The sequence below is a fragment of the Sphingomonas sp. VDB2 genome (genome assembly GCF_047946695.1).
GTDB lineage: Bacteria > Pseudomonadota > Alphaproteobacteria > Sphingomonadales > Sphingomonadaceae > Sphingobium > Sphingobium bisphenolicum.
In genome coordinates this window covers 2,809,845-2,823,476 of sequence record NZ_CP159615.1, presented here as the reverse complement: position 1 = coordinate 2,823,476, position 13,632 = coordinate 2,809,845, and the positions used below count along the sequence as shown (strand labels likewise).

The 13,632-nt window shown below is 65.3% G+C and carries 17 protein-coding genes; 8 read left to right on the top strand and 9 right to left on the bottom strand.

Translation table 11 applies throughout. From position 1 onward, the window contains the following. Positions 1-72: 72 nt before the first annotated feature. The 6 genes from ABT375_RS14085 to coxB form a co-directional block, all read right to left on the bottom strand. Positions 73-903, bottom strand: coding sequence for a cytochrome c oxidase subunit 3 (locus ABT375_RS14085; protein ID WP_261935714.1), 831 nt, complete (start codon positions 901-903; stop codon positions 73-75). A 42-nt stretch (positions 904-945) separates the two neighbouring features. Then, the gene (locus ABT375_RS14080; RefSeq protein ID WP_416463015.1) at positions 946-1,521 is read right to left on the bottom strand and encodes a cytochrome c oxidase assembly protein; all 576 of its coding nucleotides are present in this window, start codon (positions 1,519-1,521) and stop codon (positions 946-948) included. Further along, positions 1,521-1,649 (bottom strand): hypothetical protein, encoded by a 129-nt coding sequence (locus tag ABT375_RS14075; protein ID WP_261935715.1) that lies wholly within the window; start codon positions 1,647-1,649, stop codon positions 1,521-1,523. Before ABT375_RS14075 ends, ABT375_RS14080 begins: the two co-directional genes overlap by 1 nt. Further along, on the bottom strand, positions 1,646-2,566 hold the full coding sequence (locus tag ABT375_RS14070) for a heme o synthase (protein WP_416463014.1): 921 nt from the start codon (positions 2,564-2,566) through the stop codon (positions 1,646-1,648). Before ABT375_RS14070 ends, ABT375_RS14075 begins: the two co-directional genes overlap by 4 nt. A gap of 149 nt (positions 2,567-2,715) precedes the next feature. Next, positions 2,716-4,404, bottom strand: a complete 1,689-nt coding sequence (gene ctaD / locus ABT375_RS14065; protein WP_416463013.1) for a cytochrome c oxidase subunit I — start codon at positions 4,402-4,404, stop codon at positions 2,716-2,718. 15 nt (positions 4,405-4,419) lie between these two features. Further along, positions 4,420-5,421, bottom strand: a complete 1,002-nt coding sequence (coxB, locus tag ABT375_RS14060) for a cytochrome c oxidase subunit II (RefSeq protein ID WP_224550354.1) — start codon at positions 5,419-5,421, stop codon at positions 4,420-4,422. A gap of 284 nt (positions 5,422-5,705) precedes the next feature. On the opposite strand from coxB, the gene pyrE reads away from it, so the two are divergent. The 6 genes from pyrE (at position 5,706) to ABT375_RS14030 (ending at position 9,923) form a co-directional block, all read left to right on the top strand. Next, positions 5,706-6,287, top strand: a complete 582-nt coding sequence (gene pyrE / locus ABT375_RS14055) for an orotate phosphoribosyltransferase (protein WP_224550414.1) — start codon at positions 5,706-5,708, stop codon at positions 6,285-6,287. 4 nt (positions 6,288-6,291) lie between these two features. Continuing rightward, positions 6,292-7,020: a pyridoxine 5'-phosphate synthase gene (locus tag ABT375_RS14050; RefSeq protein WP_224550355.1), complete on the top strand. Its 729-nt coding sequence runs from the start codon at positions 6,292-6,294 to the stop codon at positions 7,018-7,020. A 13-nt stretch (positions 7,021-7,033) separates the two neighbouring features. Then, a complete protein-coding gene (gene acpS / locus ABT375_RS14045; RefSeq protein WP_224550356.1) occupies positions 7,034-7,435 on the top strand; it encodes a holo-ACP synthase in 402 nt (133 codons plus the stop codon). Between the two features lie 29 nt (positions 7,436-7,464). Next, positions 7,465-8,346: a signal peptidase I gene (gene lepB, locus ABT375_RS14040; protein ID WP_411974037.1), complete on the top strand. Its 882-nt coding sequence runs from the start codon at positions 7,465-7,467 to the stop codon at positions 8,344-8,346. 20 nt (positions 8,347-8,366) lie between these two features. Further along, positions 8,367-9,452 (top strand): AI-2E family transporter, encoded by a 1,086-nt coding sequence (locus ABT375_RS14035; protein WP_416463012.1) that lies wholly within the window; start codon positions 8,367-8,369, stop codon positions 9,450-9,452. Between the two features lie 135 nt (positions 9,453-9,587). After that, on the top strand, positions 9,588-9,923 hold the full coding sequence (locus ABT375_RS14030; protein WP_224550359.1) for a hypothetical protein: 336 nt from the start codon (positions 9,588-9,590) through the stop codon (positions 9,921-9,923). A gap of 167 nt (positions 9,924-10,090) precedes the next feature. On the opposite strand, the gene ABT375_RS14025 is transcribed toward ABT375_RS14030, so the two are convergent. Then, the gene (locus ABT375_RS14025) at positions 10,091-10,666 is read right to left on the bottom strand and encodes an FKBP-type peptidyl-prolyl cis-trans isomerase (protein ID WP_416463011.1); all 576 of its coding nucleotides are present in this window, start codon (positions 10,664-10,666) and stop codon (positions 10,091-10,093) included. Positions 10,667-10,754: 88 nt separating this feature from the next. Then, a complete protein-coding gene (rpsU, locus tag ABT375_RS14020; RefSeq protein WP_056686590.1) occupies positions 10,755-10,961 on the bottom strand; it encodes a 30S ribosomal protein S21 in 207 nt (68 codons plus the stop codon). A gap of 225 nt (positions 10,962-11,186) precedes the next feature. On the opposite strand from rpsU, the gene ABT375_RS14015 reads away from it, so the two are divergent. Next, positions 11,187-11,945 carry a class II aldolase/adducin family protein gene (locus ABT375_RS14015; RefSeq protein WP_416463010.1) on the top strand — a complete coding sequence of 253 codons (759 nt, stop codon included), beginning with the start codon at positions 11,187-11,189 and terminating at the stop codon, positions 11,943-11,945. Positions 11,946-11,958: 13 nt separating this feature from the next. Here the strand turns inward: ABT375_RS14015 and ABT375_RS14010 are convergent, their stop codons facing one another. Next, positions 11,959-12,894, bottom strand: coding sequence for a toll/interleukin-1 receptor domain-containing protein (locus tag ABT375_RS14010; RefSeq protein ID WP_261935720.1), 936 nt, complete (start codon positions 12,892-12,894; stop codon positions 11,959-11,961). Between ABT375_RS14010 and ABT375_RS14005 the strand changes: the two genes are divergently transcribed. Further along, entirely contained in the window at positions 12,893-13,618 is a 726-nt protein-coding gene (locus ABT375_RS14005; RefSeq protein ID WP_416463009.1) for a hypothetical protein, read from the top strand. The two genes, ABT375_RS14010 and ABT375_RS14005, sit on opposite strands and share 2 nt — an antisense overlap. Positions 13,619-13,632: the final 14 nt, after the last annotated feature.

Here is a 13,632-nt window from a genome sequence, read left to right as displayed (position 1 = left end):
GCGGCCGGCGGGGCAAAAGAAAACGGCCGGAGCGTCGCCCCGGCCGTCTTGTCATCAGTGACTGACGGTCGATCAGCCGCCGTGGACCGGCGCGCCCCAGCCGCCCCAGACATAGATGGCGACGAAGAGGAACAGCCAGACCACGTCGACGAAATGCCAGTACCAGGCGGCGGCTTCGAAGCCGAAATGCTGGCGCGGGGTGAAGTGGCCCTTATAGACGCGCACCAGATTGACGATCAGGAAGATCGTGCCGACGATGACGTGGAAGCCGTGGAAGCCGGTCGCCATGTAGAAGCCCGAGCTGTAGGGCGACCCGCCGAACGCGAACGGCGCATGGACATATTCATAGGCCTGGATCGACGAGAAGAGCAGGCCGAGCAGGATGGTGCACCACAGACCCTTTTTCAGGCCGTCACGGTCGCCGTGGATCAGCGCATGATGCGCCCAGGTGACGGTGGTGCCCGAGCAGAGCAGGATCAGCGTGTTAAGCAGGGGCAGCTCGAACGCATTCATGACCTCGATGCCCTTGGACGGGAACATCCCTTCGATCGGCGCGAGCGCGCTGGGGAAGAGTGAGAAGTCGAAAAAGGCCCAGAACCAGCCGACGAAGAACATCACTTCCGAGGCGATGAACAGGATCATGCCGTAGCGCAGGTGCAGTTGCACCACCGGCGTATGGTCGCCGGCATGGGCTTCGGCGATGACATTGGCCCACCAGCTGTAGAAGGTGAACAGCACGCCGGCGACGCCCAGCAGGAACACCCAGCCGCCACCTGCGGGCAGCGCGTCGGGATGCATCCACATGATCGCGCCAAATGCCATGACCAGCGCCGACATGGAGCCGAAGAGCGGCCAGATGCTGGGCGGAAGGATATGATAATCGTGGTTCTTGGCGCCTGCCATCGTCTCTTCCCTGTTCGCGGTTCGCGTTATCTGATGCTTGCCTTAGCTTGGCTTCCCGCCCTGCTCAACAGGGTAGAAGGTATAGCTCAAGGTAATTTGTTGCGTGTCCTTGTTGTCGGGGTCCTGCAATATCTTCGGATCGACAAAATACAGCACCGGCATACGGACTTCCTCGCCGGGCTGGAGCGTCTGCTGGGTGAAGCAGAAACACTGGATCTTGGTGAAATAGGCGCCCGCCTGCGTCGGCGTGACGTTGAAGCTGGCGGTGCCGGTCACCGACTTGTCCGACATGTTCCTGGCGATGAAGATCGCCATGTCCTTGCGCCCGATGGTGACGGTATCCGTCCGATGTTCGGGGTAGAATTGCCAGGGCATGCCGGGCTGGACGTTGGAATCGAACCGAATCGACATGGTATGGCCGACCGCCGCCTGCACCTGGACATCGGCGGCGGCCCGCTTGGTCGTGCCGCCAAAACCGGTCTGTTCGCAGAAGATGCGGTAAAGTGGCACGGATGCGAAACCCAGCCCCAGCATCGCCAGGCCGACCGTCGCCATGGCAACCAGCGTGCGCCGGTTGCGACGGTCGCGATCGAACGGGGACGGCGGGAGAGTAGCCATTAGTTGCCGCCCATCTTGGCGATGGTGATGCCGTAGAAGAGCAGGACGAGCGCGCCCAGCAGCAGGCCCATCACCAGCGCGCGGGACTTCTGCCGCGCGCGGACCTTTGCCAGTTCCTCGGGCGTCATGCGAGCAACCAGCGGTCGACGACCACCGCCCCGAACAGCAGGAAGAGATAGAGGATCGAATATTTGAACAGCCGCCGTTCGGGCTGCATCCGCGCCGGATCGCTTTCGCGGCGGCGATAGACCTGGAAGGCGAAGACGGCGAACAGCGCGGTGCCGAGCAGCGCCGCCGTTCCGTAGACGATGCCGGTCAGTTGCAGCAGCACCGGCGCCATCGCGGCGGCCGCCATGATCGCGGTATAGGCCCAGATCTGGCGGCGGGTGACGACTTCGCCCGACACGACGGGCAGCATCGGGATGCCGGCGGCGGCGTAATCGGTCTTCACGAACAGGGCGAGCGCCCAGAAATGGGGCGGCGTCCAGAAGAAGATCAGCATGAACAGGGCGACGGGCAGCGCGCTGATGTCGCCGGTGACGGCGGCCCAGCCGATGACGGGCGGGAAAGCGCCGGCCGCGCCGCCGATGACGATATTCTGCGCCGTCCGGGGCTTGAGCCAGATGGTGTAGAGGAACACGTAGAAGAGAATCGAGACGGCCAGCACGACGGCGGCGAGCCAGTTGGTCGCCATGCCGATCAGGATGACCGAGAAGAAGGAGAGGCCGACGCCGAAATGCAGCGCCGATTGCCGGTCCATCCGGCCCGCGGGCAGCGGCCGGTTGGCGGTGCGCTTCATCTTGGCGTCGATATCGGCCTCATACCACTGGTTGAGCGCCGCGGCGGCGCCCGCGCCGATGGCGATGCACAATATGGCGGTGAAGGCGAGGATCGGGTGGATATGCCCCGGCGCCGCCAGCAGACCGCACAGGCCCGTGAACACGACCAGGGTCATGACTCTGGGCTTGGTCAGGGCTACGAAATCCCGCCAATGGGCAGGCAGCGTGGGGGCTTCTGCCCCGGTCACGAACGGCGAACTGGCCATAATCTCCCTCATGGGTTCAGCCCGGCGCTGTTACACGGCCGGGCTGATCTGGGCAACGGCCTCACCAGCGGATGCCTGGCCGGCCCTGCCCGTGGGGCGCCCGGCCAACCGGGACGCCCCTATTCTTCTGCGATCAGTCGACTGCCCGATCAATGATGGGCATTGTCGTCGATGACCGGCAGGGTTTCGAACTGGTGATAGGGCGGCGGGCTGGACAGCGTCCATTCCAGCGTCGTCGCGCCTTCGCCCCAGGGATTGCCGACCGCCTTCTTGCCGGCCGCGAGCGACCAGATCAGATTGACGAAGAAGATCAGCATGCCGGCGGCCATGATCTCATAGCCGTGGCTGGCCAGCGTGTTCCATTTTTCGAACGCGGCCGGATAGTCGGGGTAGCGACGCGGCATGCCCGACAGGCCCAGGAAGTGCATCGGGAAGAACAGCAGGTTCACGCCGATGAAGAACACCCAGAAGTGCAACTGGCCGAGGAACTCGTTGTACATCTTGCCCGACATTTTCGGGAACCAGTAGTAGAAGCCGGCGAACAGGCCGAACACCGCGCCCAGCGAGAGGACGTAGTGGAAGTGTGCGACGACATAATAGGTGTCGTGCAGCACGTCATCGACGCCGCCATTGGCCAGCACGACGCCGGTGACGCCGCCCACGGTGAAGAGGAAGATGAAGCCCAGCGCCCAGACCATGGGGGTCTTGAAGCTGATCGAACCGCCCCAGATGGTCGCGATCCACGAGAAGATCTTGATGCCCGTGGGAACGGCGATGACCATCGTCGCGGCGGTGAAATACATTTTCACATTCACCGACATGCCGGTGGTGAACATATGGTGCGCCCAGACGACGAAGCCAACCACGCCGATCGCGACCATGGCGTAGGCCATGCCGAGATAGCCGAAGACGGGCTTGCGGCTGAAGGTGGAAATGATCTGGCTGACGATGCCGAAGCCCGGCAGGATCATGATATAGACTTCGGGGTGGCCGAAGAACCAGAAGAGATGCTGGTAGAGTTCGGGATCGCCGCCACCGGCTGCGTCGTAGAAGGTGGTGCCGAAGTTACGATCGGTCAGCAGCATGGTGATCGCGGCGGCCAGGACGGGCAGCGCGAGCAGCAGCAGGAAGGCGGTGACCAGCACCGACCAGACGAACAGCGGCATCTTGTGCAGGGTCATGCCCGGCGCGCGCATATTCAAAATGGTGGTGATGAAGTTGATCGCGCCCAGGATCGAGCTGGCGCCGGCGATATGCAGCGACAGGATCGCCATGTCGACGGCCGGGCCTGCCGAGCCGCTGGTCGAGAGCGGGGCATAGACCGTCCAGCCGGTGCCCGCGCCATTGCCGGTGCCGCCGGGGACGAAGGTCGAGCCGAGCAGCAGGGCGAAGGCGGGGATGAGCAGCCAGAAGCTGACATTGTTCATCCGCGGGAAGGCCATGTCCGGCGCGCCGATCATGATCGGCACGAACCAGTTGCCAAAGCCGCCGATCATCGCGGGCATCACCATGAAGAAGACCATGATGAGGCCGTGGGCGGTGATCAGCACGTTCCAGAGGTGATAGGCCTGGTCCAGCGTCGCTTCCGGGCCGTCCATCATCATGGACCATGTGTGCAGATACTGGATGCCGGGATGCGCGAGTTCGGCGCGCATCAGGCCGGAAATGCCGCCACCGATGATGCCCGCGACGATCGCGAAGATCAGGTAGAGGGTGCCGATGTCCTTATGGTTGGTGGACATGAACCAGCGCTGGAAGAAGGCTGGCTTATGATCGGCATCGTGATGATCGTGATCGTGGGCGTGGTCGCCGTGATGATCTGCGGTGATGGTTGTCATGGCTTCCTACCCTGATCAGATTTTCTTGTCGGCGGCGGGGGCTGCGGGCGCGGCGTCAGCCGTCTTCTCCGCTGCCGCTGCGCCGGCGGGCTTGCCGCCCTGCGACAGCACCCACTGGTCGAACTGGGCCGGCGGCAGCGCTTCGATCGCGATCGGCATGAAGCCGTGGCGCGCGCCGCACAGTTCCGAACATTGGCCGTAATAGACGCCCGGCTTGTCGATGGTGAAGCTCTTCTCGTTCAGGCGGCCCGGAACGGCGTCCATCTTCACCCACAGCGAGGGCACGGCGAAGGCGTGGATCACGTCGGCGCCGGTGATGATCAGCTTGATCGGACGGCCGGCGGGCAGGACCAGACGATTGTCGGGCGCGAGCAGATAGGGCTCGCCATTGGCCTTCGCCTTGTCTTCCGGCAGCATGTTGGAGACGAACTCGGGAATGCCGTTGTCGGGATATTCATAGCCCCAATACCATTGGTAGCCGGTCACCTTGACGACGACGGCGTCCTTGGGCGCGGGCTTATACTGGTCGGCGAGCAAACCGATCGAGGGGACCGCGACGACCAGCAGGATCACGACCGGCAGCACGGTCCAGATCACTTCGATCATGGTGTTGTGTGCGGTCTTCGACGGGATCGGGTTGGCGCTGCGACGGAATTTCCACATCGCATAGAGCATCAGGATCAGCACGAAGATGGAGATCGCGAAAATCAGCGGGATCAGCATCTTGTCATGCAACCAGCGCGCGGTGTGGCCGGTCGAGGTAAACTGTTCCTGCAGGGTGAATTCGCCCGGTCTGGGCATACCGATGCCTTCGGTCGGCTTCATCCGCGGCGGCGCAGCCACCGTGGCGGCGGGCGCAGCCTCGGCGGCGTTGGCCGATTCGGCCGGCGCGGCGGCATTGGCCGCAGCCGGTGCGGCAGCGACGGCATTGTCCTGCGCCAGCGCATGTCCGTTCAACCCGAGTGCTGGCGCGAAGGCCAACAACCCGGCGAGAACGAGCGATTTCACCTTTTTCATAGCGTCTTCTTACCCCGTAACCCCTTGGCGCCGCTGCAACGAAGACACGCATGAAGCGCATGATCCTCGTCCGGTCGGTTCTGCCGCGGCTTATAGGCATGGTTTTCCCGTGCCTCAAGCACGCAGGAGCAGATTTTCTTCGCTGTTGCAACGCTCCCCTTGGCCGCCTATTTCGCTGGTCCGCGCACAGGGGCGCGATCATGGCGCGCCACAGGTGCGTCGTGCTGATGGATTGGCGGGCCGCGCAGACACGCGCCGGGCCGCGCGACAGGACATATGACGGCATGACAGACGAGGAAGTATTGGCGGAATTCCGGGCGGCGGGGGCGCTGCTCGAAGGACATTTCATCCTGTCGTCCGGGCGACGCAGCGCCAATTATCTGCAATGCGCGCGCGTGCTGATGAACGCCGAACGGGCCGGCAAGCTGGCCCGCGCCACGGTGCAGAAATTACCGCGCGAAGTACGGCAGGAGATCGATCTGGTGGTGTCGCCGGCGATGGGCGGCCTGATCATCGGCCATGAAGTCGGCCGCGCGCTGGACAAGGATGCGGTGTTCCTGGAGCGGCCCGAGGGCGTGTTCGAGCTGCGCCGCGGCTTTGCGATCACGCCGGGACAGAAGGTGCTGATGGTCGAGGACGTCGTGACCACCGGCCTGTCCTCGCGCCAGGCGATCGAAGCGGTCGAGGCGGAGGGCGGCATCGTCGTTGCCGAAGTCGCGCTGGTCGACCGGTCGGCGGGCGAAGTGGATCTGGGCGTCCCCTTCTATCCGCTCGTGTCGATCAACTTCCCGGTCTATGAAGCCGATGCGATCCCGCCCGAACTGGCGGCGATCCCGGCGATGAAGCCCGGTAGCCGGAAGCAATAGAGCGATGACCACGCCCCTGCGCCTTGGCGTCAATATCGACCATGTGGCGACCATCCGCAACGCGCGCGGGGGCGCGCATCCCGATCCGGTCAAGGCCGCGCTGCTGGCGGCAAAGGCCGGAGCGGACGGCATCACCGCGCATCTGCGCGAGGATCGGCGGCATATCCGCGACGAGGATATCGCCACGCTGATGGCGGCGCTGACCGTGCCGCTCAATCTGGAGATGGCCGCGACGCAGGAGATGCTGGACATCGCCCTGCGCTACCGGCCGCACGCCGCCTGCATCGTGCCGGAAAAGCGCGAGGAGCGCACGACCGAGGGCGGGCTGGACGCGGCCGGGCAGTATGAGACGTTGAGGCCCATCGTCGCGGCGTTGAGCGCGGCGGGGATTCGCGTCAGCCTGTTCATCGAGGCGGACGCAGCCCAGATCGACGCGGCGATCCGGCTGGGCGCGCCGGTGGTGGAGTTCCACACCGGCGCCTATGCCCATCTGACCGGCGAAGCGCGCGCGGCCGAACTGCGCCGGATCGCCGACGCCGCGGCGCTGGCGGCCAAGAACGGGATCGAACCCCATGCGGGCCATGGCCTGACCTTCGACAATGTCGCGCCGATCGCCGCCATTCCGCAGGTCGCCGAACTCAATATCGGCCATTTCCTGATCGGCGAGGCGATCTTCGGCGGGCTGGAAGGCAGCATCAGAGAGATGCGGCGCCAGATGGACCTGGCGCGGTGAAAGTGAGGGGCGCGTGATCATCGGCCTCGGCTCCGACCTCTGCAATATCGAGCGTATCCAGAACTCGCTCGACCGGTTCGGACAGCGCTTCGAACAGCGCGTCTTCACCGAGGTCGAGCAGGCCAAGGGCAATCGCCGCCCCTTCACCAAGGCAGGCACGCTGGCCAAGCGCTTCGCCGCCAAAGAAGCCTTTTCCAAGGCGGTCGGCACCGGCTTCAAGGCGGGCGTGTTCATGAAGGATATCGGCGTGGTCAACGCCCCGTCCGGCGCGCCGACGCTCAGGCTGACCGGCGGTGCGCTGGCGCGGCTGGAATCGATGGTTCCGGCGGGGCATAAGCCTGTCATTCACCTGACGCTCACCGACGATCATCCATGGGCGCAGGCCTTCGTCATCATCGAAGCCCTGCCCCAGTGAGCAACCTTCCCCCTAGCGAAAGCCCGCCCGTGACGGCCATCGACCTGCCCGAAGAGACAATCGCGGATGCGCAACCCGAGGGCGGCGACGCCCGATCCCCGGTCAACTGGTTTCACGAGCTGAAAAGCATCGTCCTGCTGATCCTTGCAGTGCTGGCGTTCCACAGTTTCGTGGCCAAGCCCTTCTACATTCCCAGCGAATCGATGATGCCGGTGCTGCTGACCGGCGACCGGCTGGTGGTGAGCAAATTCCCCTATGGCTGGTCCTATGTCTCGCCCAGTTTCCACCCCCTGCCCTTCCTGAAGGGCCGGGTGCTGGGCCGCCTGCCCGACCGCGGCGACATCGTCATCGTCAGCCCGCAGAACCGGCGCGAGGATTATATCAAGCGGGTGATCGGCCTGCCCGGCGACATCATCGAGGTGCGTGGCGGCCAGGTGATCCTGAACGGGGTAGCGGTGAAGCAGAAGATGCTCAAGCCCCTGCGCCTGGCCGTCGATGGCAACGCCCCCTGCCCGCCGCTGCAATTTCCCGGCGCATTGGTGACGGGCAAGGACGGCAAGGACTATTGCGAGCTGCCGGTGCGGCAGGAGATCCTGCCCAACGGCAAGACCTATGTGACGATCGACATGGGGCCGAGCGCGCTCGACTGGTATGGCCCGGTGCGGGTGCCGGCCGACCATGTCTTCCTGATGGGCGACAATCGCGACAACAGCGCCGACAGCCGTGCGCCGCTGGAGGAAAACGGGCTCGGCGGGCCAGTGCCGTGGGAGGCGATCGGCGGCCGGGCGGAGTTCATCACCTTCAGCCTGGACGGCGACGCGACCTGGAACCCGCTGAGCTGGGTCCATGCGCTGCGCAGCGGCCGGGCCGGGAACAGCCTGCGACCGCAGAGCGTTGCACCCCCGCAATGATTTGAAAGGGGCAACGGGTTTTGAGCGACGCGCACGAGCATCATGTCGAATTGCCCGGTCCCAGCGAAGTTCGCAGCCCGCTCGTCCAGCAGGAACTGAAGCGCGCCGGCGTCTGGTTTGCGCTGGCGGTTGCCATCGGCCTGGTGGCCTTGCTGGCGCAGCCGCTGCTGCTGGTCATGGGCGCGCTGGTGCTGGCGACGATGATGGACGGCGGCACCCGACTGATCGGCCGCGTCCTGCCGATCCCGCGCGGATGGCGGCTGACGATCGTGCTGCTGGGCGCGGTCGCCTTCATGGCCTATACTTTCTACCTCACCGGATCGAGCCTGGCCGCGCAGGCGCAGGCGATGCGCACCATCGTAGAGACGCAGGTGGCGCGAATCGGCGGCTGGATGCAGCAATTGGGCATCACCACCACCCCCGAAGACCTCAAGAGCCTCGCCAGTCAGGCGATGAGCAGCATGGGACGCGTCACCGCGGCGGTCGGGACGGCCGTGGGCGCGATCACCAGCGGCGTCATGATGCTGGTGCTGGCGATCTTCATCGCGGTCGAACCCAAATTATACGAGCGCGGCGTCGCCTGGATGCTGCCGATCGAGAAGCGCGCCCATTTCTATACGGTTGCCGACAAGATGGGCTGGACCCTGCGCCGCCTGATGTTCGGGCGATTGATCGGCATGACGGTGGAAGGCGTGGGCGTGTGGCTGTTCCTGTGGGCCGGCGGCGTGCCGATGGCGGGTTTGCTGGGCATATTGACCGGCCTGTTCGCGTTCCTGCCCAATATCGGATCGATCATATCGGGCATCCTCATCATCCTCGTGGGCTTTTCCGGCGGGACGCATACCGGCCTCTATGCCTTCGGCGTCTATATGGCGGTGCAGATCGTCGACGGCTATCTGATCGTGCCGATGGTGGCCAAACGCGCCACCGATCTGGCCCCTGCGCTGGTGCTGGCGGCGCAGATATTGTTCGGTGCGCTGTTCGGTATCATGGGGCTGTTCCTGGCCGATCCGATCGTGGCGATGATCAAAGTCTATCTGGAGGAACGCTCCAAGGCGCTGAAGCCGCAGAATCCGACGCCGCCCCTCCCTTCGCCCGACGCCTAGCCGCGATCGGCGGGGCCACGCGCGTGTCCGCTCCCTTGCCTCGCTCGCGCGCCCGTCAAACCGGATCGGGAACAGCAGGGCCTGTCCAGCGCTTGGGATTATGATAGGCTGGACAATATTGGAGAGGACATCGCCATGGCTATCCCGTTGGACAAACAGAAGAAGCTGCATTTCGACCTGAGCAATGTCGGCCTGCGCGCCCATGCGACCGCAGTCGGCCTGTTGCAACTATGCCTGGAATTGCGCCGCGCAGGCGTGCTGGACGAAAGCGCGGTCGATCGCATCAAGGGCGCGATCGCCTGCGATATCGAAGTGTCGGCGCCGCGATCGGTGGCTACGGCCGAATATCGGCGCGACATCAAGGCGCGGCTCGACAAGCTGTTCGCCGGCGAAGAGAAGATCGGCAGCGCGGATGCGCTGGCCTTTGGCCTCAGCGCCGAAGATGACGGCGTCTGCCAGGGCCACGCCTGATTCGGGCAAAGAAAAAGGGGCCGCGGCAACCGGCCCCTTTTCGCGATTCGTCCTGGCTTGACCGCCTAGAGCGATTTACGATCCGATTGCATCGGATCAGCCGCTCCAGCTTTTGTTTTTACGCGATTTCCGAGTCATCAGATGATTCCATCTGATTAGAAATCGTTCTAGTTGCCCGGCTGCGGCCCGGCGCCCTGCGGCATCGCGCCCTGTTGCTGCTGCATCTGCTGTTGCAACTGCATCAGTTCGGCCTTCGACTTGAAGTCGTGCAGCTCGACGTCGAACACCAGCACGGAGCCGGCCGGGATCGGGCCGGCGACCTGGTCGCCATAGCCGAGCTGCGGCGGAATCCAGAGGCGGTACTTGCCGCCCTTCTTCATCTTCTGCAGCCCTTCGGAGAAGCCCGGCACGACGCCGTCGATCGGCATCGGCGCCTGCGGATTCTCGTCGAACACCGTGCCGTCGAGCAATGTGCCCTTATAGCCGACCAGCGCCACGTCGGCGGGGGTCGGGCTGGCGCCCGTGCCCTCCGACAGGATCTTATATTGCAGGCCGGACTCGGTGGTCACCACGCCACTGGCATGGCTGTTCTGCGTCAGGAACGCCGACGGCGACGGATCGACGCCCTGTTGCCCCGCCCAGGCGAGACCGCCGGCCGCCAGCGCAACGGCGGCGACGCCGATCCAGAGACGCGTCAGCGACCCCTTGGCGATAGGACGAAGGGGTACGGCCGTCGTGGACATGGCGTATGCTCTCGCAAATTAAGGGCAGGGTGTTCGGCAGGATACGGGGCGGCGATGGCGCACAGGCCGGGGACCGCCCCGATAGCGCTTACTTCGCGCCGTCGCGCTCTGCGCGCTTGCGCTCCATCTTGCGCGCACGACGGACAGCCGCCGCCTTTTCGCGGGCGCGCTTTTCCGAGGGCTTCTCGTAGTGACGACGCAGCTTCATTTCGCGATACACGCCTTCACGCTGCAGCTTCTTCTTGAGCGCGCGAAGAGCCTGGTCGACATTGTTGTCGCGAACGATGATCTGCATAAGTCCGTCAATCTCCAATCGAAAACGAGCGGTTCGCCGGGATTTTTACATCCTTCCCGACGGGCCGACCGAATAGCAAAGCCAGTGAGTCGTCGCAGGTCACCCTACGCCATGTGGGCGGCGCCCTATCAGCAGGCCCGCGCAAATTCAACCCTAAAGCCTTCATACTCGACAAGCCGAGCATGCGGGCGGATAGTGGCGACATAAAGATAGTGGAGGATCGCCATGGCCACAGCCGCCCAACACCCCGACATGTCCGCCGCCGAATGGGAAGCGCGCCAGCAGCTCGCCGCCTGCTATCGCATCTTCGACCATATGGGCTGGTCGGAGCTGATCTACAACCATATCACCCTGCGCGTACCGGGAGAAACCGGCGCTTTTCTCATCAATCCCTTCGGCCTGGGCTATGACGAAGTGACCGCGTCCAACCTGGTCAAGATCGACATAGACGGCCAGGTGCTGGACGGCAGTCCCTATCCCGTCAACCGGGCGGGCTTCACCCAGCATAGCGTGTTCCACCGGCATCTGCCCGACGCCCATTGCGTCATCCACACCCACACCACAGCGGGCATGGCGGTGAGCGCCTGCGCCGAGGGGCTGAAGCCGATCAGCTTCTACGCCGCGGCCTTCATCGGGCGAATCGCCTATCATGATTTTGAGGGCGTCACGATTCGCGCCGAGGAGGGCGAGCGGCTGATCGCCAATCTGGGCGACCGGCGCGTCATGCTGCTGCGCAATCATGGCACGCTGGTGATGGCGGGGAGCCTGCCCGAAGCCTTCCTGACCCACTGGCTGCTGCAACGCGCCTGCGAAATCCAGGTCGCGACCGGCGCGGCGGGGACGCCGATCGACATTCCGGCAGACGTGATCGCGGTGCATCAGCGCGACCTGAGCGCCGTGCAGCTACCGGTCGGGCCGGGCGTGCCGGATTTCCAGACGATGGTGCGGCGCATCGACCGGATCGATCGGGGGTGGCGGGACTAGCGATTCGCCGCGCTCAGGGGCGCGGACAGCTCTCGCCTTCTGCCACCATGCGGCGCACCTCCTGCGCGGCGACCTGGGCCAGCCAGGCGCGGCGCTCCGCCTTGTCGGCGTTCTGCTCCGCCAGTTTGCGCGCGGCCTGCGCCTCGTTGCGCTGCTGCACCGCCATCCGGGCATAGGTGAAGGCGGCGATCGACAGGCCGCTCAGCACCAGGATCAGCAGCAGGGCGGCGGCGGACAGGGCCGCGGCGATTCGCCGGGTGCGGCGCTGGTCGCGACGGTAGAGCGCGGCATAGGGCGCGCCGAGCAGGCCCGCGATCAGCTTGAGCTTGACGATGTTGCGCTCATTCTTCTGCAGGTCGGGCGCCAGCGGTTCGAGCGGCTGGCTGCGGTCCAGTTCGCCCGCCTCGTCCAGCGCGAACAGCAGGGGCGCGGGAAAACAGTCGGTGTCGGGATCGCCCGGCACGCCGGCGGCGATCAGCGCGAAGACCGGCGCGTCGGGATTGAACCGCTTGAACGAGCGGATTTCCTTGTCGACCCAGACCGACCGCGCCGCAGTGGGCGAGCAGATGACGATCAGCGCGTCGGACCGGGCGAGCGCGCCCTGCAATTTGGGGCCGAGTTCGGCGGCCCCAGCCAGTTCGTCCTCGTCGCGGAAGATCGGGCGCAGCCGGGCGGGGATCGGGCCGCGATCGCCCGCCGTCCCGACCAGCGCGCGGGGTACGCGGTAATTTTCGATGGCGCGGTGGAGCCAGCGCGCGACCTTCATGTCGGCATGGCTGTAGCTGATGAAGGCGGCGTAACGCCCGTCGCCGCCGACCGCGCCGACCAGCGCCGACAAATGTTTGTGGGCATAGCCCGCCAGTTCCGCCCCGCCCGCAAGCACTGGCTTTCCCACCGCTGCGGCAGTATCCACAGGGGACGAGAAGATCTTACCGAGGGGATTGGACATGATGCGGAAATTCCTGATCGCGGGCGCCGGAATGGTGGGAGCGATGATGGCGCTGAACGGTCCGGTCATGGCGCAGGAGAATGTCGCCGCTACCGCTCCGCCGGTTGCCTCTCCGCCAGTCGCTTCTCCGCCGGTCGCTTCCCTGCCGGCCGCACCTCCCGCCGCGCCCGCCGATCCCTTCGCCCAGGCGATCGCCGCGCGGCAAGTGGCCGACTTCGCCCGGCGCGAGCGCGATCCCCATGCGATGCTGACCGCCGCGCGGATGCTGCAACAGGTGCCGATGACCGATGGCGCGACCCCGGCGCAGGGCGATGCCGCCTTTTCCCCCGACGCGCTGTTCGCCGAGGCCAAGGCGCTGGCGCGCGACGACCAGGCGCTGTTGCTGCAAATCCGGCTGGCGCAGTCGGCGTCGGGCCGCGGCGTGGTCGCCTCCGCCTTCGGCAAGGGGCTGGTGCGGCGCGTGCTCGACGTCAATCCGCGCAACGCCTATCGCTTCAGCGTCACCGCCAAGGGTGGCGAGCCGCTGCGCATCGGCGCGATCGGCGATATCGGCACCAACATGTATATCCGCCTGCTCGATGCGTCGGGCAAGCAGCTCTGCCTGGACGACAATGCCGATTATGCCCCGGTGTGCGCGGTCACGCCGCGCGCGTCGGGCCAGTATCGGGTCGATATCGGCAATAAAAGCGCCGCCAGAAGCCGGACCGTAATCCTGAGCAACTGAGGCGCACGGCGGCA

Excerpts from the sequence above, each read along its gene's own strand:
- ABT375_RS14085 (WP_261935714.1), bottom strand. The coding sequence starts at position 903 with ATGGCAGGCGCCAAGAACCACGATTATCATATCCTTCCGCCCAGCATC.
- ABT375_RS14080 (WP_416463015.1), bottom strand. The coding sequence starts at position 1,521 with ATGGCTACTCTCCCGCCGTCCCCGTTCGATCGCGACCGTCGCAACCGG.
- ABT375_RS14075 (WP_261935715.1), bottom strand. The coding sequence starts at position 1,649 with ATGACGCCCGAGGAACTGGCAAAGGTCCGCGCGCGGCAGAAGTCCCGC.
- ABT375_RS14070 (WP_416463014.1), bottom strand. The coding sequence starts at position 2,566 with ATGGCCAGTTCGCCGTTCGTGACCGGGGCAGAAGCCCCCACGCTGCCT.
- ctaD (WP_416463013.1), bottom strand. The coding sequence starts at position 4,404 with ATGACAACCATCACCGCAGATCATCACGGCGACCACGCCCACGATCAC.
- coxB (WP_224550354.1), bottom strand. The coding sequence starts at position 5,421 with ATGAAAAAGGTGAAATCGCTCGTTCTCGCCGGGTTGTTGGCCTTCGCG.
- pyrE (WP_224550414.1), top strand. The coding sequence starts at position 5,706 with ATGACAGACGAGGAAGTATTGGCGGAATTCCGGGCGGCGGGGGCGCTG.
- ABT375_RS14050 (WP_224550355.1), top strand. The coding sequence starts at position 6,292 with ATGACCACGCCCCTGCGCCTTGGCGTCAATATCGACCATGTGGCGACC.
- ABT375_RS14030 (WP_224550359.1), top strand. The coding sequence starts at position 9,588 with ATGGCTATCCCGTTGGACAAACAGAAGAAGCTGCATTTCGACCTGAGC.
- ABT375_RS14025 (WP_416463011.1), bottom strand. The coding sequence starts at position 10,666 with ATGTCCACGACGGCCGTACCCCTTCGTCCTATCGCCAAGGGGTCGCTG.
- rpsU (WP_056686590.1), bottom strand. The coding sequence starts at position 10,961 with ATGCAGATCATCGTTCGCGACAACAATGTCGACCAGGCTCTTCGCGCG.
- ABT375_RS14015 (WP_416463010.1), top strand. The coding sequence starts at position 11,187 with ATGGCCACAGCCGCCCAACACCCCGACATGTCCGCCGCCGAATGGGAA.
- ABT375_RS14005 (WP_416463009.1), top strand. The coding sequence starts at position 12,893 with ATGATGCGGAAATTCCTGATCGCGGGCGCCGGAATGGTGGGAGCGATG.
- ABT375_RS14010 (WP_261935720.1), bottom strand. The coding sequence starts at position 12,894 with ATGTCCAATCCCCTCGGTAAGATCTTCTCGTCCCCTGTGGATACTGCC.